Source organism: Myroides sp. TSA_177.3, from assembly GCF_052691955.1.
This window is the reverse complement of sequence record NZ_JBQZGD010000015.1, coordinates 50,258-68,337: the sequence shown is the minus strand read 5'-3', so window position 1 is coordinate 68,337 and position 18,080 is coordinate 50,258. Positions and strand designations below refer to the sequence as shown.

Annotated in this window: 15 protein-coding genes; 7 read left to right on the top strand and 8 right to left on the bottom strand. The window is 40.0% G+C overall.

The annotated features are described in order from the left end of the window. Nucleotides 1-11: 11 nt before the first annotated feature. Together ACUTSE_RS13555 and ACUTSE_RS13550 are read left to right on the top strand one after the other, a co-directional pair. Nucleotides 12-3,107, top strand: a complete 3,096-nt coding sequence (locus tag ACUTSE_RS13555) for an efflux RND transporter permease subunit (RefSeq protein ID WP_445640614.1) — start codon at nucleotides 12-14, stop codon at nucleotides 3,105-3,107. Nucleotides 3,108-3,133: 26 nt separating this feature from the next. Further along, nucleotides 3,134-4,417: a TolC family protein gene (locus tag ACUTSE_RS13550; RefSeq protein ID WP_445640613.1), complete on the top strand. Its 1,284-nt coding sequence runs from the start codon at nucleotides 3,134-3,136 to the stop codon at nucleotides 4,415-4,417. Nucleotides 4,418-4,574: 157 nt separating this feature from the next. Here ACUTSE_RS13550 and ACUTSE_RS13545 read toward each other — a convergent pair whose 3' ends face one another. After that, nucleotides 4,575-5,045, bottom strand: coding sequence for a GNAT family N-acetyltransferase (locus tag ACUTSE_RS13545; protein WP_445640612.1), 471 nt, complete (start codon nucleotides 5,043-5,045; stop codon nucleotides 4,575-4,577). 164 nt (nucleotides 5,046-5,209) lie between these two features. Between ACUTSE_RS13545 and ACUTSE_RS13540 the strand changes: the two genes are divergently transcribed. The 4 genes from ACUTSE_RS13540 (at nucleotide 5,210) to ACUTSE_RS13525 (ending at nucleotide 8,750) form a co-directional block, all read left to right on the top strand. Then, entirely contained in the window at nucleotides 5,210-6,100 is an 891-nt protein-coding gene (locus ACUTSE_RS13540; RefSeq protein WP_445640611.1) for an AraC family transcriptional regulator, read from the top strand. Between the two features lie 97 nt (nucleotides 6,101-6,197). Continuing rightward, a complete protein-coding gene (locus ACUTSE_RS13535; RefSeq protein WP_445640610.1) occupies nucleotides 6,198-7,421 on the top strand; it encodes a TCR/Tet family MFS transporter in 1,224 nt (407 codons plus the stop codon). 94 nt (nucleotides 7,422-7,515) lie between these two features. Further along, nucleotides 7,516-8,058 carry a GNAT family N-acetyltransferase gene (locus ACUTSE_RS13530; protein WP_445640609.1) on the top strand — a complete coding sequence of 181 codons (543 nt, stop codon included), beginning with the start codon at nucleotides 7,516-7,518 and terminating at the stop codon, nucleotides 8,056-8,058. A 101-nt stretch (nucleotides 8,059-8,159) separates the two neighbouring features. Continuing rightward, a complete protein-coding gene (locus ACUTSE_RS13525; protein ID WP_353103186.1) occupies nucleotides 8,160-8,750 on the top strand; it encodes a Crp/Fnr family transcriptional regulator in 591 nt (196 codons plus the stop codon). 232 nt (nucleotides 8,751-8,982) lie between these two features. On the opposite strand, the gene ACUTSE_RS13520 is transcribed toward ACUTSE_RS13525, so the two are convergent. The 7 genes from ACUTSE_RS13520 to ACUTSE_RS13490 all read right to left on the bottom strand — a co-directional run bounded on the left by ACUTSE_RS13520 (nucleotide 8,983) and on the right by ACUTSE_RS13490 (nucleotide 15,358). Further along, entirely contained in the window at nucleotides 8,983-9,765 is a 783-nt protein-coding gene (locus ACUTSE_RS13520) for an ABC-2 transporter permease (RefSeq protein ID WP_115090126.1), read from the bottom strand. Between the two features lies 1 nt (nucleotide 9,766). After that, nucleotides 9,767-10,465 carry an ABC transporter ATP-binding protein gene (locus ACUTSE_RS13515; RefSeq protein WP_002991903.1) on the bottom strand — a complete coding sequence of 233 codons (699 nt, stop codon included), beginning with the start codon at nucleotides 10,463-10,465 and terminating at the stop codon, nucleotides 9,767-9,769. Continuing rightward, entirely contained in the window at nucleotides 10,449-11,702 is a 1,254-nt protein-coding gene (gene nosD / locus ACUTSE_RS13510; RefSeq protein WP_002991904.1) for a nitrous oxide reductase family maturation protein NosD, read from the bottom strand. Before nosD ends, ACUTSE_RS13515 begins: the two co-directional genes overlap by 17 nt. Before the next feature lie 28 nt (nucleotides 11,703-11,730). Then, nucleotides 11,731-12,168 (bottom strand): nitrous oxide reductase accessory protein NosL, encoded by a 438-nt coding sequence (locus ACUTSE_RS13505; protein WP_115091618.1) that lies wholly within the window; start codon nucleotides 12,166-12,168, stop codon nucleotides 11,731-11,733. Between the two features lies 1 nt (nucleotide 12,169). Beyond that, a complete protein-coding gene (locus ACUTSE_RS13500) occupies nucleotides 12,170-12,778 on the bottom strand; it encodes a hypothetical protein (RefSeq protein WP_115090128.1) in 609 nt (202 codons plus the stop codon). 79 nt (nucleotides 12,779-12,857) lie between these two features. Then, the gene (gene nosZ, locus ACUTSE_RS13495; protein ID WP_445640608.1) at nucleotides 12,858-14,816 is read right to left on the bottom strand and encodes a Sec-dependent nitrous-oxide reductase; all 1,959 of its coding nucleotides are present in this window, start codon (nucleotides 14,814-14,816) and stop codon (nucleotides 12,858-12,860) included. Between the two features lie 17 nt (nucleotides 14,817-14,833). Continuing rightward, entirely contained in the window at nucleotides 14,834-15,358 is a 525-nt protein-coding gene (locus tag ACUTSE_RS13490; protein ID WP_002991908.1) for a c-type cytochrome, read from the bottom strand. A 582-nt stretch (nucleotides 15,359-15,940) separates the two neighbouring features. Here ACUTSE_RS13490 and ACUTSE_RS13485 point away from each other — a divergent pair. Continuing rightward, entirely contained in the window at nucleotides 15,941-18,073 is a 2,133-nt protein-coding gene (locus tag ACUTSE_RS13485) for a cbb3-type cytochrome c oxidase subunit I (RefSeq protein WP_445640607.1), read from the top strand. Nucleotides 18,074-18,080: the final 7 nt, after the last annotated feature.

The following is an 18,080-nucleotide window of genomic DNA, read 5'->3' as shown; positions in this document are numbered from 1 at the left end:
AGAAAAGGATTATGTCAAAAAAGATAAAGATAAATTTAATAGAAGCTGCGATGAAATATCGTCAAGTGACGTTAGCACTCGCAGTAATACTCCTGGGATTGGGAATCTATGCAGTTAAGCATATGTCCAGAGCAGAAAACCCCAATATTGAGATGCCCATTGCGATGGTAGTTTCTTTTTATCCCGGAGCAGATGTGTATCAAACGGAACAGCAAATCACCAAGAAGATTGAACAATACTTGTTTACGTTTGAGGAGATAGACAAAAAGAAAACAACCTCTGAAACCAAAGCTGGGCAGACATTTATTACGGTGCGTTTGCGTACGGAGGTCAAAGATAGAAAGCGCTTCTGGGCAACGTTACAACACGGTATGAATACAGAAGTAATGCCCAATTTGCCTCAGGGAAGTATTGGGCCGATTGTCAACAGTAGTTTTGGAGATGTTACGGCTTTGATTTTGTCCCTTTCGTCACCTACGAAAGAGTATAGTGAATTAGAGAGATATTTGGATCAGGTAGAAGATGAGTTAAAAACCATTCCAACGGTGGCTAAGATTAATCGCTCGGGACTTCAGCAGCCGCAAATTAGCGTAGAGATTAACAATCAGAAGTTACTGGATTATGGCATTACCACTTCGCATATTGTTTCGGTTTTACAGGCGCAGAACTTAACCATGTATTCAGGGGAAGTAAAAATGCCCAACAATACGATTCCTATTTTTACGACCAGTGAAATTGGAAGTCAACGCGATATTGAAAACCTAATGGTGTATACTCATCCCAATGGGGAAGTAGTGCGCCTGCAAGATGTGGCTAAAATAGAACGTTCGTATACAGATCGTACGTCTTTTATTCGCATGGGAGAAGATAAAGTATTGATGCTCGCTATAGAGATGCAAAGTGGAAATAACATCGTTGAGTTTGGGGCATTAATTGATCAGAAATTAGCAGAAATAGGAGAGCGATTGCCGCAAGACATTAAAATTGATACGATTGTTAGTCAGCCCGATGCTGTGGATTTGAGTGTTTCTCACTTCATGACCGAGTTTGTTATGGCAATTGGTGCGTGTGTATTGGTTGTTGTACTATTACTACCGTTCCGCGTGGCTGCTGTTGCTTCAATCGCTGCTCCGATTTCATTTATTATTACGTTTGGAATCATGAGTTTGTTTGGCATTGAGTTGCATCAAGTATCCTTAGCTGCTTTGGTGATTGTATTAGGGATGGTGATTGATAATGCCATTGTAATTGTCGATAATTACGTCGAAAAGCTCGATGAAGGTATTGAACCTTGGACTGCTGCTTGGCAATCGGCTAGACAATTAACGATTCCAGTGCTTTCAGCTACTACAGCTATTATTTGCGCTTTTGCACCGATTCCGTTTTTTATGGATGGAATTGCAAGGGATTTCTTAATGGCTTTGCCTATAACGATTGCCATTGCCTTAATCTCTTCTCTTTTTGTTTCGTTTTTTATTACGCCTTTGACTTGTTATATCTTCATTAAGAAGGGATTACATAGCCCAGAGGAAACAGGAAGTAAAAAGAAAGAAAAGAAGAAAAAGAATGTATTGGATTACTTACAGCATTATTTCAACAAGGGAATTGCCTTGGCGTTTAGACATCCGAAATACACCTATGTTATTGCCATTGGTTCTGTTGTTTTGGCACTGGGAATTGCTTCTCAAGTAGAGCAGGAGTTTTATCCGTTGAGTGAAACCAAACAGTTTAATGTGGAATTGTGGTTGCCAACAGGAACTTCCTTAGAAGAAACGGATAAGGTAGCCAAAGAAGTAGAAGCTATTTTCCAAAAGGATGAACGCGTAGTGAGTATTGCCAGTTTTATAGGGATGAGTTCCCCTCGTTTTAATGTGACGTATTCACCAGAAATTCCAAGAGAAAATTATGCGCAGATTTTCATTACAACCCACGATGCTAAAGAAGCCAATCAAGTGGTACAAGATTATTTGCCACAGTTTGACTCCTATTTGGAAGAAGGGTATGTACGCTTGCGCCAACTTAGTTTACAAGAAGGGGCACCTATCTCCATCCGCATTATTGGTGAGGATATAGAAAATCAAAAAATAGTAGCGGATCAGATTGAACAAATATTGAAGCGCCACAAAGGGACGAATTGGGTGCGCACGAGTTACCAAGAGGATTTGTTCTCGTTGAATATTGTTCCATTAGAAGATAAAGCGGAACGCTATGGTGTATTGAATTCGTCTATTGTGCAAACGGTGGGAACTGGAACAAAAGGAGCACCAGTGACTCGATTTTATGAAGGAGATAAACCCGTGGATGTACAGTTGCGCTTTGTAGAGGAGAACAGAAAGGATTTAGGGGATATTGCACAGATCTATGTGCCTTCTATTTTTGGACATGCGGTTCCGTTGAGTGAAGTGGCACAAGTAGAGCCACAATGGACTCCTGGTGTGATTACACATCGCAATGGACTTCGTACACTAGAAGTAAATAGCGAAACGCAAATGGGCATTAAAGCGGCTTCTATTATGGCGGATGTAAAAGGGGAAATTGAGGCGATTAACTTGCCACATGGAATTAAAATTCAATACGGTGGTGATAGGGAAACATCGGAAGAAAACGGACCAGCGATGATGAAAGCGTTAGGAGTGAGCTTGGTTTTGATTTTCTTGATTCTGATGATGGAATTCAAAACAATTGGCAAGTCGCTGTTTGTCTTAGCTACTTTCCCTTTGAGTTTACTCGGTGCCTTTTTAGGTTTATGGGTGACGGGAAATCCAATGAGTATGACGGCTTTTATGGGTATTATTAGTTTGATTGGAATTGTGGTGCGAAACGGAATTATCATTGTCGATTATGCGGATGAATTAGTTCGCGATCACGGATATAGCCGCCGTGGAGCAGCCTTAGCGGCCGCAAAACGACGTATGCGACCAATCTTCTTAACCTCCGCAGCCGCCGCAGTAGCTGTATTGCCAATGATTATTGGAAAATCCCCGATGTGGGCACCCTTGGGAAGTGTACTTGCCTTTGGATTGATTGTATCTATGGTACTGACCTTGTTTGTGGTACCAGTTTTATACTATCGATTTACTAAGTATGTCCCGCAACACGAACAGTAATGCGTTCAACATTAAAAAAGAAAATCATGAGAGTAAATCGCAATTATATCATATTTCTAGGCTTTCTGTTTACATTAACTTCTTTTGCACAAGATTCTAAAGTACTTGAATTGGCAACGTGTAAGCAGTTAGCCCTAGATAATAATAGAAGAATAACCAAAGCAAAACGACAAGTCGATGCAGCAAATCAAGGAATAAAAGCCGCGAAATTAAGTGCCTATCCCATGCTTGATGCTTCGTTGTCTGGTGCTTATTTAGGCGATCCTTTAGGAGGAGCCATGAATGGTCTGATACCCGAAAAAATGGCCAATGCGATGGTATCGGCAAGTGTACCCTTATATGCAGGGGGCAAATTAAGAGATGGGGTAAAAGCAAGTAAATCTCAACAACATATAGCGACTCAAACAGTCGCAATGACAGAAAGAGAAGTCTTGTTTGAAACAGAGAAAACCTATTATGAGGTAGTCAAATTACAAGAAAAAGAAAAGTTAGCTCAAGAGTATATTACGTTGTTAGAAGCGTTAGAACAAGATGTTAAGAACAGTTATGAAGTGGGACTAACGTATAAGAATGATCTGCTCAAAGTACAAGTGGCTTTAACGAATGCTAGAGCAGGGTTAACCAAAGTACAAGATGGACAGTATCTCTCTCAATTAGCATTAAAACAACTCATTGGGTTAGATCAAAGTGAAGAAATAGAGGTAAACTATCGCTTGGATATGACGGAGTATACCACGCTAATTTCAGATGAACAGCGAGAGAATTCAATTTTAGCTCGTCCTGAAATACAGATTCTGGAAGAAGTAACTCACTTGGAAAACCTACAAGCGAAGATGCTCAAATCGGAGTATTATCCAACGGTTGCCTTGAGTATGATTGGAATCTCTGGTTTTGGAGAGGGCATTAATTTCACCAATGGGAAAGATAATTTGACTTCCTATGTTGGGTTGGTTAGTATTGAAATTCCCGTATTTGATTGGGGGAAAAGAGGGGCGAAGGCTAAAGAACAACGCTTAAAAGCCTTAGCGGCAGAAGAGGAATTAGAACAGACGAAAGAACTCTTGTACTTGGAGGTGCGAAATGCAGAAATAGGAGTGAGCCAAGCGCAAGAAGATTTGAAATCTTCAGAACTTGCTTTGGGGCAGAGTACAGAGAATAGACGTATTGTTCAAGATCGCTTTGAAGCAGGCACCATTGTAAGTAAAGATGTGTTGGAGGCCAATGCGTTATGGCAAGAAGCGTTTAGTCAGGTGATTGAAGCTAAGATTGTCTATTTGATTCAGTTGGCTAATCTGAATCGCATCTTGTAAGGACGAAGGAGGATTCACTCGTTCAATTAAAAAGGAAAAATTATCTTTTTCATGGATATTTTGGTTTGAGAGAAGAGGCATGACCGGGAGGGTCATGCCTTTTTGTATGAAGGTATATCACTGCTTTTTTGACTGGATTGCGGGTTTTACTATTGCCTTACTCTGCATCCAAACGCATGCGCATGGATTGACTAAAGGGCTGGAAGCCTTCTCTTTCATAAAGGGCAATAGCTTGTTGATTGCGATGCAATACGGTCAATTCGAAATAATCTACCTGATTTTCGATTCCCCATTCTTTAACGTGTTGGATTAAGGCTTTGCCATATCCTTTACCGCGGGTAGTAGGATGAACAACCAAATCCATCAAGTATACACAGCGCTGTGGTACAAAGGCATTGTAAGGCGGACTGTTTTGCAGTTGTGCAATGGCGAATCCTTGTATGGCTCCCTCATCTTCAACAACAAATAAAGCAAAATCTTGTTCTCCACGAATGACACTTTCCACAAAAGCTTTGTCTTGGATGGCTTCTTTCATATAGGCTGGTTCTAATTCTCCCATACCTTTGAAGAGTAGGGTATACAACTGCTGAATGGCAGCTAAATCAAGGTTATGTGCACGTCTAATCATCAATAAAATTGAATAGGTTAACCTTCAAAGTTAGGGTTTTGATTTGAAAAAAAGTGTATTTATATCAACGATTATACAAACTGCGTTGGTCCATTAAACAAAAAAGGAGGTCAAGTAGTGGTCCTATAATTTGTGGTATATTTCTTTTTTTCAGAACTTTGATTATGGCTTTATTCATCACGTTAGATAATGTTCGAACTTTATATCCTATGGAGGCTACGCCAACCATGGAAGGGATAGTGGTACATCGACAGCAGCATCAGCCCCATCAGTCTTATTCGCGACACAATCGATTGTTTGATGGTTTGCTATTAGGGTTTATGCTGAAGGGAACCATGAAGTTAAACATCCATTTTTCAACCTATGAAATTAAGGCGGGCGATATCGCAGTAATCCCTCCACAGATTATGTTAGAAACCTTGGATTTAGATGAAGAGGCAGAACTGGTGACGATTGGTCTTTCGTTGGATTTTATAACGGAGTTTCCCTTATTACGCGAATGGATCATGAATGACCAAATCCGTTGGCAACCGATTGTTCAACTTAAGCCCGAAGAGCAAGTATTACAAAAGGAGTTAGTAGCACTCATCCAGCGTTTTTATCACAAAGAACCGAGTGCAAATAAAGTGGAAATGCTCCGCCATTTGATCTTGGTTCTCATCCATATGCTTGTTGAGGTCTATTCTGCGATACCCATAGCAAAACGTGTAGTTAAAAATCGAACCCATGCTATTATTGATGCCTTTTATGCGTTGTTGATGGAGCATGCTATTGAGCAACGTCAGGTTGGGTTTTATGCAGAACAATTGCATTTAACTCCTCAATATCTCTCTACCTTCTTAAAACAACATACCGGAAAGTCAGTTTCTCAATGGGTAGATCATCAGTTGGTGTTGCAAGCGAAAATGCTATTGTCCGCTTCAGATCAGTCTATCAAAGAAATTAGCCATCATTTACATTTTATAGAAAGCAGTGTCTTTAGCCGTTTTTTTAAACGAATGACAGGTATATCTCCGTCTTCTTTTCGCGAGCAAAGGGGAGTGGCTCCCCCCTAGTACTTCCTAGTACGAATAGCTGCTTAGCTTACAAATTGTAGCCAAAGCCCATGATTGAGTCAAGTTCTTTTTTTTCATTGCCCTTTACTTTTACGGGATGAAAAAAACAGAAAAAAAAGCAGCGGTTGGATTTATATTTATTACACTGCTGATTGACATTACAGGGTGGGGCATTATCTTACCTGTGGTTCCCAAATTAATTGCAGAATTAACCCATAGTACAATCAATGAGGCTGCACAGTATGGGGGATGGCTTGGTTTTGCGTATGCGCTGACGCAATTTGTATTTGCTCCCTTGGTTGGTAATCTCAGTGATCAATACGGAAGACGACCTATTCTATTAGTCTCCCTTTTTGGGTTTGCTTTAGATTATCTCTTGTTGGCTTTTGCTCCGTCAATCAGCTGGTTGTTTATCGGTAGGATTTTAGCAGGGGTAACAGGGGCGAGTATTTCGACGGCAACTGCGTATATTGCCGATATATCAACGGATGAAAATAGAACGAAGAACTTTGGGGTAATAGGTGCAGCCTTTGGGCTAGGTTTTGTTTTGGGGCCTGTATTTGGAGGTATTCTAGGGCATTATGGAGCGCGTATCCCTTTTTACGTTGCGGCTGTTTTGTGTTTGATGAATTGGATTTATGGGTATTTTATTCTTCCAGAAAGTTTAGATCAGCACAAGCGAAGACCTTTTGAATGGAGTAGAGCCAATCCTATTGCTTCTTTTCGCTTTCTACTTCAACAACCGAAGATATCTAAGTTGGTACTCGCGTTAGTTTTGGTTTATATTGGGCTGCATGCGGTACAGAGCAATTGGCATTTCTTTGCCTTTTATCAATTGAATTGGAATGAGCGTTTGGTTGGAATCTCATTAGGGGTACTAGGTTTGTTGTTGGGCTTGGTGCAAGGTGTTTTGGTGCGTTGGACAGTTCCGAGATTAGGAGAAGAACGAAGCATCTATCTTGGTTTGTTTTTTTATGCCCTTGGCTTGTTGTTATTCGCCTTTACAACCCAAAGTTGGATGATGTTTGTCTTTCTTATTCCCTACGCATTAGGTGGGATTTGTGGTCCTTCCTTACAAGGAGTTATTAGTAAAAGTGTACTTCCCAATGAGCAAGGGCAATTGCAAGGGGCGCTGACGAGTTTAGTGAGTGCCACTGCAATTGTAGGTCCACCTCTTATGACTAACCTGTTCTATTTTAGCACGAAAGAAGATGCTGTTATGCAGTTTCCTGGTGCTCCTTTTCTATTGGGATCACTTTTGATGTTTAGTAGTGGAATAATTATTTATCGCGCGTTTAGACAAACCAACCAAGAGGTGTAGTTTTTGTGTACATTTGATGTTTAATGATTCTTCGGTTTATTCAAGAAGATCATCGTAGTGTGAAATCTAAACTAAAAGTACAAATAAAATATAGATGATGGAAGTACATATTGAAACAGAGCGCCTATTGATTCGCCCTTTATTACCCACAGATGTGGAAGGGATGTTTGATTTAGATTCCAATGCAGAAGTGCACCTGTATTTGGGAAATCATCCGGTACAAAGCAAAGAAGAAATAGTGGAGGTAATCGCATTTATCCGACAACAGTATGTAGATAACGGTATTGGACGTTGGGCTATGGTGGATAAGGAAACACAAGATTTTATTGGTTGGACGGGGTTTAAATATGTCACAGAAGAAACCAATAAACATATCCATTACTATGACTTGGGTTATCGCTTGCGTCAGCAATACTGGGGGAAAGGTATCGCTACAGAAGCAGCAATTGCCTGCTTAGCTTATGGGTTTAATCAACTTGATTTTCAAGAGGTATTTGCCATGGCCGATTGTGGGAATGACGGTTCCAATAAGATTTTAACCAAGCTTGGATTTACCTGTATGGAAACGTTTGATTTAGACGGAATTCCCCATCATTGGTATCGATTAGATAAAGCATCTTTCGAAAAGAGAAAATAAATAGAAAAGAGCGGTAATCCTCAGATTATCGCTCTTTTTTTGTCGTTATCCCTGAAATTAGTCGTAAATTTAGAAGTATTTACATCCAACACTACTTTACTATGATTGATCCAAGTATTTTACTTCGTTATCAGGGTTTTATCAAAGAATTTGACAAGAATGAAACGGTTTTTTCTCAAGGAGAAGAACCGCGATACTACTACCAAATTGTACAAGGAAAAGTCAAAATGAATAATTACAATGAAGATGGCAAGGAATTCATCCAAGGCCTGTTTACTGATGGAGAAAGTTTCGGCGAACCTCCGTTATTTTGCGCCGTGAATTACCCTGCCAACGCTGTTACTTTACAACCCACACGTATCCTCCTCATTAGTAAGTGTGATTTCTTTACCTTGTTGGAAAACGAAAAGAAAAGCTGTTTTGCTATTCTACAAGCGCTTTCTTCTCGTTTGTACTACAAGTCGATTATGGCCCCTGAGATTTCGTCTAATGACTCAGAAAAGCGAATACTAACACTCCTTCACTACATCAAAGACCAAAGCAACGCCAATCAAAAGGAATTTCAGGTCGATTTAACCAGACAACAAATTGCCGATATGACCGGACTGCGCGTAGAAACGGTCATCCGAACTATTAAGGAAATTGAAGTCAAACAGCAAATTCGAATTAGAAAAGGGAAGTTGTTTTTTTAGGGGGTTAGGAGTTAAGGGTTAGGAGTTAAGGGTTAGGAGTTAAGGGTTAGGAGTTAAGGGTTATGGGTTAAGAGTTATGGGTTAGGAGTTATGGGTTAGGAGTTATGGGTTGTTCAATCACACCCTCTCACCCCCTCACCATTCACACCATCTCACCACCTCACCCTCACCATTCACACCACCTCACCCTCACACCACCTCACCGTTCACACCCCTCACCATTCACACCCTCTTAAAAATTTTTCTTCTTCCCTGTTACATAAATCAACAGAATAGGAAGTAAGGTCCAGAGAGACAAGAGTAGAAAAGAAATAATACTTCCAGAACTACTGCCGAAGAATTTTTTAAATACCGCTCCTGTATAGCCCAATAGCGCAGAGATATCGAGTTTGAGTAAGATGAGAATACGCGATAAGTCGATGGGATTGAGGATGGTTCCAATGAGAGAAATATTCTCTAAAGGATAATCGCCAAAAACCATTAAGATACTCAAGAAGATACCATCGTAGATGACCGCTAAAAATAACCACAAGAGGATGGCTAGACCAAATCCTTTGATTTTGTTTTCATTTCTCAACCCCAGGTTATAGGCCAGTGCACTAAAGATAAAAGTTAAGAAAGCACCAATCCCTAGAAGAGATAGAAACTCAAAGATGATGTCCGATTCAAAGAGGCCATAGCAAATAAATGGAATACCTAACCCGATTAGCAAACTCATCGATAACGATAGCGCAACACCGAGGTATTGTCCAATAAAGATGGAAGATCGCTTAATGGGTAGCGCTAATAAAAGCTCTGTAAACTCTTTGGAATCATAGTAGTACATGATTCCGAAAATCGTACTGATCAGCGGAACAAGCACAATAATGATATTCATCAATGTAATAATAGCCTTGCCAATATCGTGATTCAAAAATAACAAGACAAATCCCAAGAGCAAGTAGAAGCCTAAATAGAAGTAGCTCCATCTACTGCGCATTAAGTCGTAACAACTATATTTTAGAATTTTAAGCATATTAATCGATTAAAAGATTAGCAATAGCGTGTTCAAAAGAATCTTGTTGCGTGGATTCTTTTAGTTGCTCAATAGTGCCTTTGAAGTATATTTTTCCTTCGAGAATAAAAATAATCTGATCGGATATTTCTTCCACAAAGCTCATAATATGAGAAGTAACAAGAATTGTTTTTCCCTTTTGTTTTTCATTGAGGATAAGCTGTTTCAAGGTAATCATAGCAGCAGGATCAAGTCCTGTTGTCGGTTCATCGAGAATCAAAATAGGATTGTCAAACATAAATGTCAACAAGAGATTGACCTTTTGTTTGGTTCCTCCAGACAGCTTATTGAGTTTCTTGTTGAGAAAAGGAGAGAGCTTAAACAAGTCAATCAACGGTTGGTGATCTTTTCCCTTATCATCCCGTAGATCCTTGATCATCTGAATGAGTTCTATAACGGTGATGTTGTTTGGAAAATTGGCAATTTGAGGCAAATAGTCGATGTTTTTTCGATATTCCCATTGATTGGCAATGTTTTGTCCATTAATTTCAATGGTGCCTTGATCGGGATAAACCATCGATAAAATACACTTGTTTAGCGTTGTTTTACCACTTCCATTCGGACCTAAAATAGCCAATACCCCTTGGTCAATGGTGAGATCAACCCCTTGAAGGACTTGGTTATCCGCAAATCTCTTATGTAAATTAGTTATCGTTATCATGTTGAATTTGTTTGATGAAAGGTTTGGCGTCTACTAGATTATCAGGTGTAAATACAGGAGATACTTTCTCTGAGAAATCTATGATATCCACAAATAGACTGCGGAGAAAAATAATCGACTCAGGTGTTTTATTGACAATGTAGGAGAAGAGCTTAATTGGGCGATAGGGTACATCCCCAATTCCATCCTTATCCAAATCATACCCCGTGTAATTACTCCAGTAATTAGAATCAAAATTATTCTGGTTGAGCTGTCCCTGATAGAGTAAATCAAAAGAGTTATTCAAAAAATTATTGTGATTCACGAGGTTCTGATAATTTGCTCCTCTAGAGTTTAGTGCCCATCCATTACTGATAAAATCATTGTGGGTGTATTGTACGCGGTTCGACCCTTCGATATTAATCGCCGTGGTGTTATTTTTAAACACATTGTAGCTAATTTCAGTGTCGTTGACCTCTTTTAAGAGCACACCATAGGCAGCAGAGCCCCAGTTGTCACTAAATAAATTGTGACTCATCTTCATGGATTTAGAAAACATAATTGCTACACCAGCTCCATTGTTGGTATACGAGCAATTCGTCACTACATCATGGTTGGAAAACATAAAATGCAACCCATAACGAACATTGTTTTTACTGATATTGTTGTGTATGGTACAATAATTAGAAAACTCCAAGTAGATTCCATCTCGTACTCTTTCTACATAATTGTTTTTGATTTCGATGTTGTTGCAGTACCACAGTTGAATCCCATTGCCTGAATTAAATTCACTCTTGGCTTTGCCGTAAATTTTATTGGATATTACTTTACCTTCTTTTGATTTTTCAAGGTAAATACCAAAGAATAAATCCCTGATGGTATTGTTTTCAATGATAAAGTGCTTGCTTTCTCGTACGCGAATGGCCGCATAATCTTTGATGTAACTCGTCCCCACATTGATAATCGTAAAATCTTTGATGGTGACATAATCGGCTTGGATAATAAAGATTTCGCCTTTATTTTCTCCATCGACGATCGCATTTTTACTCAGTAGGGTGAGGGGTTTCGTAATGCGGATATCCGTTTCTTTATACGTTCCTGCTTCTACAATGATGAGGTCATAATCTTCAGCCAATGCAATAGCCTTTTGTATCGTATTTACCGTTTTTTGTGGGTGAACGGTAATGGTTTTGGCAATTGTTCCCCATCCTTGTACAAGTAAAATAATAGCACATGCAATTTTAAGTGTGTTTTTCATAGATGTAAGGGGTTATAGACGAAGTAGATTAGTGATGAGACAATTGTTGACGAAGCGTAGCGAATGTATAGTGATCGCCGGTATATTCTTCCAATAGTTTGGTGGCTTGTTCTTTGGTTTTTGTAGCAGATAAAAAAGCACCCATCGGACTCGGAATGTTTTTAGAGATGATGAAGTTTGCTTCTTCTGCTGGAATCAAGACCCCTGGATTGAGTAAATCGGCAACCAAAAGATGCTGATAGACGGTGAGGGGTTGATTTTGCTGTTCGATATAATGCAACATACATTCGATGGCATCGAACTTATAATTTTTGCCTTTGGTGGTTACCAATTGAGCGGCGTGTTTATTATCGACAATTCCCATTTTACAAAAGTCACAATCATCCGTGCCATATTCAATGGGTTGTACTTTTACGGTACAAGAAACAAAAAGTACAAGAAGGATAAGATAAGCGAATGGTTTCATATTACTTTTTTTTAGATTTAATTCCCAGCACATAAGCGAGGAAGGTGAGTAGCAATCCGAATCCCATGAGGTAAGCCCCAAGATGAGGATAAGAATAAGCGTCAAAATTTAGTATTTTGCGATGACCAAATAACGGAGGCTCATAGGTTAAAGGATTTCCTTGGGCATCGACCATCTTCATGATCGCATGTGGATCTAAATCACTGCCGTAATCAATTAACCAAAGGTTAAAATCATACATCCCTGCGATTCCTAAAACGGCCATAAGCACAAGCCAACCCAAAAAGAAAGAAGGTTTTACTTTATTGAAGTATCCCCCAATACCCAAGGCAATACCGAGGATAGCCATGGAGGCCACTACAATCGGGAACACAGTAAATTCCCACATCTGTTCTGGTTTTGGGATGGTTTTCATCCCAATATAATGATTCAAACCGTCAATATTTTGAAGGTCAAATTCTCCTACACCCTTAATCCCATCAATATAAATATTCATTCCCAAGGGAATAGGATATTGTGGAGCTCCAAGTTCAATGTTCCATAGCGGAAAATAGAATAAGGATAGGAGTAAACTAGCCCCCACTATCATTAAAATAGAGGATTTTTTCATGTTTTTCTTTTTAAAAAGGACAGGGTTTTACGCCTGTCCTTTTGTGAATTAAGATTAAAAAGCGGCTTTATATTACGTGTTATTCATCGTCTAAAGACCAAGAAAGAGGAAGTGTTGAATCCGCTGGGGATACGCGTACGTAACCTTGCATTTCTTGGTGTAAAGCAGAACAGAAATCCGTACAATAGAATGGCCACACTCCAACTTGTTTTGGTTCCCAAACAAAGGTTTCTGTTTTTCCTGGTGTAACTAAGAGTTCGGTTGTATTGGCACCTAACATACTGATTCCATGTGGTACGTCAAAGTCTTGCTCTAAGTTGGTCACGTGGAAATACACTTTATCTCCTACTTTAATTCCCTCTATATTATCCGGTGTAAAGTGACTGCGAATCATCGTCATGTAAATGTGTACCTCTTTTCCGTTTCGCGTTACTTTTGTTTCGGCAGGTGATTTTGCCGCATACGGGTGTTTGTTTTCATCTAGCTTATAAATCTGTCGGGCTTTATCCTTAATCTTGTCCGCCTTAATGGCTGCTGCATAGTGCGGTTCACCAATCGTAGGGAAGTCAAGTAATAATTCCATCTTATCGCCAGAAATATCATAGAGCTGAGCCGAGTGGTTCAAATCTGGACCTACAGGTAAATAGCGGTCTTTGGTAATTTTATTCATCGCTACCAAGTATTTTCCATCTGGTTTTCTTGAGTTTCCACCAGGAATCATCAAGTGCCCAACAGAGTAGAAGGTTGGTTTGCGGTCAATAATCTCCCAAGTACCCAATTTCCATTTCACTACTTCCGAAGAAATAAAGAAGGTCGTATATGCATTTCCTTGTCCATCAAATTCAGTATGTAAAGGACCTAATCCAGGTTGTTCTACTACACCAGCCAATACATCCTCAAATTTTAAAATCGGAAGACCATAAGCCTCTCCATCAAATTTCTTTTTCTCAATGGCATCTAACATTTTGGTGAAAGAGTGCACGGTTAAGTTAGCTGAGAGCTTACCATTTCCAATGATGTATTCTCCTGAGGGGTCAACATCACATCCATGGGGTGATTTTGGCGTAGGCAATAAGTACACCAAATCAGGAAACTCACTTGCATCTAAAATAAGCACTTCCTCTTTCATGGTATGCGTTGCCATATGCGTCGCATTGTCAAACTTATTGTGTGCATATTTCACTGGCATTTTTTTCCCTTTTCCTGCTTTGATGTATTCCTCTGCTTTTTTCCAGTTTACCGCAGCAATAAAATCTTTGTCGTTTTGAGAGGCATTTACCTCTAGTAAACTATGTGCTTCTTCGGTATTATAGGTGGTAAAGAAGAACCATCCGTGCGATTTACCTCGCCCAGGGTGTGATAAGTCATAGTTGAAACCAGGCATCTGAATTTGGAAAGACAAATCCATTTCTCCAGATTTTTGATCTACTTTAATGAAAGATAAGGTTCCTTTAAAGTTTCCTTTGTATTCTTTAATTGGAATATCGCGTTGTGGAATAGGCACAGAAAAACGAGTTCCAGCCACTACATATTCGGTATTCTCCGTTACGAAAGACGAGCTGTGATTTCCCGCACTATTGGGGATTTCAATAATTTCGGCTGTACTAAAGTCTTCCAAATCAATACGAGCAATACGCGGGGTATTATTTCCATTGATGAAAATCCAACGTCCATCTAATTCTCCATTGGTTTGAGAAATATCAGGGTGGTGGGAGTCATCCCAAGGAATAAAACCATGGGAAGTCATCAACATGGGTTTTGTTTCTTCACTATAGCCGTAGCCTTTTTCTGGATCTTGAGAGAATACCGGAATTACTTTGAATAATCGCCCTGATGGCAATCCATATACTGATAATTGGCCGCTAAATCCCCCCGAAAAGAAACCATAGTATTCGTCGTATTCACCAGGTGCTACATACACTTTTTCAGCTGCATTGGAGGAAAGCGCTCCTTTGTTGTTTTGCTTGGCTTTGTTGCAACTGACGAAGGTAAGTCCAACCAGACAACTGACTAAAGTGAGATTTATATACTTTTTCATACTTGATGTTATTAAGGTTACAGTGTTCTAAAATATTCCAGTACGGCACGAGCCTCTTCTTCTGTCAGATTTTGGTTCGCCATTGGTGCACCATTGAATTCTTTCAGTAAATCTTGTGCTAAGGCATCGTGTTCCAGCATGTTTTCAGGGTTTAGAATCATGTTCATTACCCATTCTGGTGTACGACGCTCTAAAATGCCTTTAGGAGCTGGTCCAATAAACTTTTTGTCTGGTTTGTGACAAGCAGTACACATGGTTTTGAATACTTCTTGACCTTTTGCTGCCATGGCTTGATCAATATCACCCAGCATTAACGTTTTGATTGGCCCTTTCCCTTTATTTACTAAATCAATTCGCTCAGAAGCAGGTGCATTGGCTGCATCTGTGGTTGCTGAACTCGATGGGGTAGGAGTTGTCGTTTCTATTTTTCTTTCATTCGTTGTTACACTTTCTTCTGACATAGGTTTTGCCGATTTATCACCACATGATACGAGTGTTAAACAGCCTGCAAGTAGCATAAATGATAGGACTTTTGATTTCATCTTGATATAGTTTAGATATTATTTTAACCCAAAGTTACCGCCTTCTTGTAGGTGTATTTTATGATTCAAATCACAAGTGTGTAAATAAAAGAGGAAATTGTCTTTTTTAGGGTTGGGGGGATGGGTTAAGGGGGGTGAGAGGGTGTGGGGGTGAGGTGGTGAGGAGGTGAGGTGGTGAGGGGGTGAGAGGGTGAGAGGATGAGGTGAGGCGGTAAACAAAGGGACTATCGGGACTATCTCTTAAAGTGTGTAAGTTAAAAATAAAGCTGGGTTAGGTTTTTACTTAAAGTCTAACCCATTTCAAAAAACTCACCAGTCTCACCAGTCTCACCAATCTCACCAATCTCACCAATCTCACCCCCTCACCAATCTCACCAATCTCACCACTACCTGGTCTATTCAGTTTTATAAAATCTGCACCATAGCTATAGTGCAGTAGAGCTATACCTTTGAAGGTAAATAAGGAGGAGATCCAGAGGAGGAAGAGGTAAACCACTATAAAACAGGGATTTATACTTCCTAATTGAGCATCCTTCTCTAGGGGAAACTTGTCTTGGAAATCAACTGTAATACATACTTAGAATGAAAACTGTCTTTTTTACGGAGTGTTCTGTTTCGCTTAGCTCGTTGTTTTTTACACCAGCTATAGCGGTTGAGACGCAAACGATGCAACCTATTTCTTTTGCGTTTAATGGGAGTAATACCGCCATCTTGTTTCTAGTGGTTATGGGAATGCTGATGGTATTTGCCTGTGGATTTTTGTATATGGAAGCAAAAAGCTTGCTTCAGGCGTATCAAAAAAATAAAACCCAACTGCTAGGGAAGGATGCTCAGCCATTTATCCGTTTAACGCCCCAGCAAATCAAAAAGCTGTTGCTTGTTTTGCGATCAAAAAAACACGGCTTATTGCTGTTCTTGGGCTTGTTTTGTACGCCTGTTGTTTGGGCGCAAACTTCGATGAAGCTAGAAGATCGTCCGTTGCTTCAAGAACCTGGAATTTTAATTACCATTGGTTTATTGTTGATTCCCATTGTTTTGGGAGTATGGATGATGGTAGTACAAGTTCGCCGTTTGATTCAGAGTCAAAGGAAAAAGATGGTCAAGCAAGATATCGACCACCTGGTACATTACTTTGAAAATTTGTCCGAAGAAGATTTGGAAGTTTTCATGCAGCGCAAGGAGGCTTTGGATTATACGCTTTCTCGAGAAACGCTACTGAGTAATGAGGAGGCCGCGGATCAACGCGGATTGATTCATATTCAAGAGCGAGAAGGATTGCCTGTAGTATCCGCGAAGAAACGCAATGCAACCCAATTGACTGTTGATCCTCAATTGGCGAAAGTGATTCTTTGGTTTTTGGGTACTGCAAGTTTTTGGTTACTCGTAGGAACAACAGTAGGGGAATATTTGGGTATTAAGTTTGTTGCCCCTGATATTGATCACAACAACTGGTTGAGTTTTGGAAGACTGCGTCCTGTACACACCAATGCTGTATTTTGGGGATGGTCTTCCTTAGGGATGATTGGATTGGGGTATTATATCGTTCCTCGGGTTAGCAATACTGCTTTGGCCAACTATTCTTGGGCTTGGTATTCGCTTATTTTGATTAATGCCTCGGTTCTCTTTGGTTCCCTTAGTTTGATGATGGGAATAAACAATGGAGGTGGAGAATATAGAGAATACATATGGCCGATTATGTTGCTGTTTGCTTTGGGGTTGTATTTTACCTTGAGAAATTACCTTCAAACCATCGCACAACGCAAAACAGAAGAAATTTATATCTCGAATTGGTATATCGTAGCGGCTGTTATTTTTATTACTGTGGTGGCAATCGTAGGGTATTTGCCCTTTTGGCAAGATGGATTAGGAGAAACTATTGTACAAGGGTACTATATGCATCAAGCGGTAGGGATGTGGTTTATGTTATTTACTTTGGGTATTGTGTACTACTTTGTGCCCCAACAGTTGAATAAACCCATTTACTCTTATAGCTTGGGTATCTTGGCGTTTTGGACACAGATCTTGTTTTATACGCTTATTGGAACGCACCATTTTGTGTTCAGTGCTATTCCTTGGTGGTTGCAAACGGTTGCGATTGTAGCGAGTGTGGGGATGGTCATTCCCGTTGTAGCGGGTACAACCAATTTTGTGATGACGTTTAAAGGTGCTTGGCACAAAATGAGAGATAGTTATACCGTTCCTTTCTTTGTTGTGGGGATTATCTTCTACTTTACAGGATCTTTACAAGGAACAGCCGAATCATTTCGATTCACCAATCTCCTTTGGCATTTTACCGATTTTACAGTGGCGCATTCGCATCTGACGATGTATGGAATTATCGCCTTTTTACTCTGGGGCGGCATTTATGCTCTTGTACCGCAGTTAACCGGAAAAGAAGCGCCTCAAATTACCGTAGGCGCGCACTTTTGGCTGGCACTGATTGGGTTGTTGTTTTATTCTATTCCGTTGATGTATGGCGGAACCCTACGCGGTATCCTTTGGATGGGGGATGCTCCCTTTATTGAAAGTGTCAAACTCATGATGCCTTATTGGTTATGGCGTGCCATTGGTGGAACACTGATGTGGGTTTCTCATCTGTTTTTTGCTTTTAATTTTTATCGCATGACACGAACGCTGCAACCTGAGGAACTCATACAGACGGATATAGCCCTGGAACAAGTACAACAACGAATGAAATCGACTACCAACTCTTAATTGTCAA

Coding starts and splice junctions, on each gene's coding strand:
- ACUTSE_RS13555 (WP_445640614.1), top strand. CDS start 12: ATGTCAAAAAAGATAAAGATAAATTTAATAGAAGCTGCGATGAAATAT.
- ACUTSE_RS13550 (WP_445640613.1), top strand. CDS start 3,134: ATGAGAGTAAATCGCAATTATATCATATTTCTAGGCTTTCTGTTTACA.
- ACUTSE_RS13545 (WP_445640612.1), bottom strand. CDS start 5,045: ATGATTAGACGTGCACATAACCTTGATTTAGCTGCCATTCAGCAGTTG.
- ACUTSE_RS13540 (WP_445640611.1), top strand. CDS start 5,210: ATGGCTTTATTCATCACGTTAGATAATGTTCGAACTTTATATCCTATG.
- ACUTSE_RS13535 (WP_445640610.1), top strand. CDS start 6,198: ATGAAAAAAACAGAAAAAAAAGCAGCGGTTGGATTTATATTTATTACA.
- ACUTSE_RS13530 (WP_445640609.1), top strand. CDS start 7,516: ATGATGGAAGTACATATTGAAACAGAGCGCCTATTGATTCGCCCTTTA.
- ACUTSE_RS13525 (WP_353103186.1), top strand. CDS start 8,160: ATGATTGATCCAAGTATTTTACTTCGTTATCAGGGTTTTATCAAAGAA.
- ACUTSE_RS13520 (WP_115090126.1), bottom strand. CDS start 9,765: ATGCTTAAAATTCTAAAATATAGTTGTTACGACTTAATGCGCAGTAGA.
- ACUTSE_RS13515 (WP_002991903.1), bottom strand. CDS start 10,465: ATGATAACGATAACTAATTTACATAAGAGATTTGCGGATAACCAAGTC.
- nosD (WP_002991904.1), bottom strand. CDS start 11,702: ATGAAAAACACACTTAAAATTGCATGTGCTATTATTTTACTTGTACAA.
- ACUTSE_RS13505 (WP_115091618.1), bottom strand. CDS start 12,168: ATGAAACCATTCGCTTATCTTATCCTTCTTGTACTTTTTGTTTCTTGT.
- ACUTSE_RS13500 (WP_115090128.1), bottom strand. CDS start 12,778: ATGAAAAAATCCTCTATTTTAATGATAGTGGGGGCTAGTTTACTCCTA.
- nosZ (WP_445640608.1), bottom strand. CDS start 14,816: ATGAAAAAGTATATAAATCTCACTTTAGTCAGTTGTCTGGTTGGACTT.
- ACUTSE_RS13490 (WP_002991908.1), bottom strand. CDS start 15,358: ATGAAATCAAAAGTCCTATCATTTATGCTACTTGCAGGCTGTTTAACA.
- ACUTSE_RS13485 (WP_445640607.1), top strand. CDS start 15,941: ATGAAAACTGTCTTTTTTACGGAGTGTTCTGTTTCGCTTAGCTCGTTG.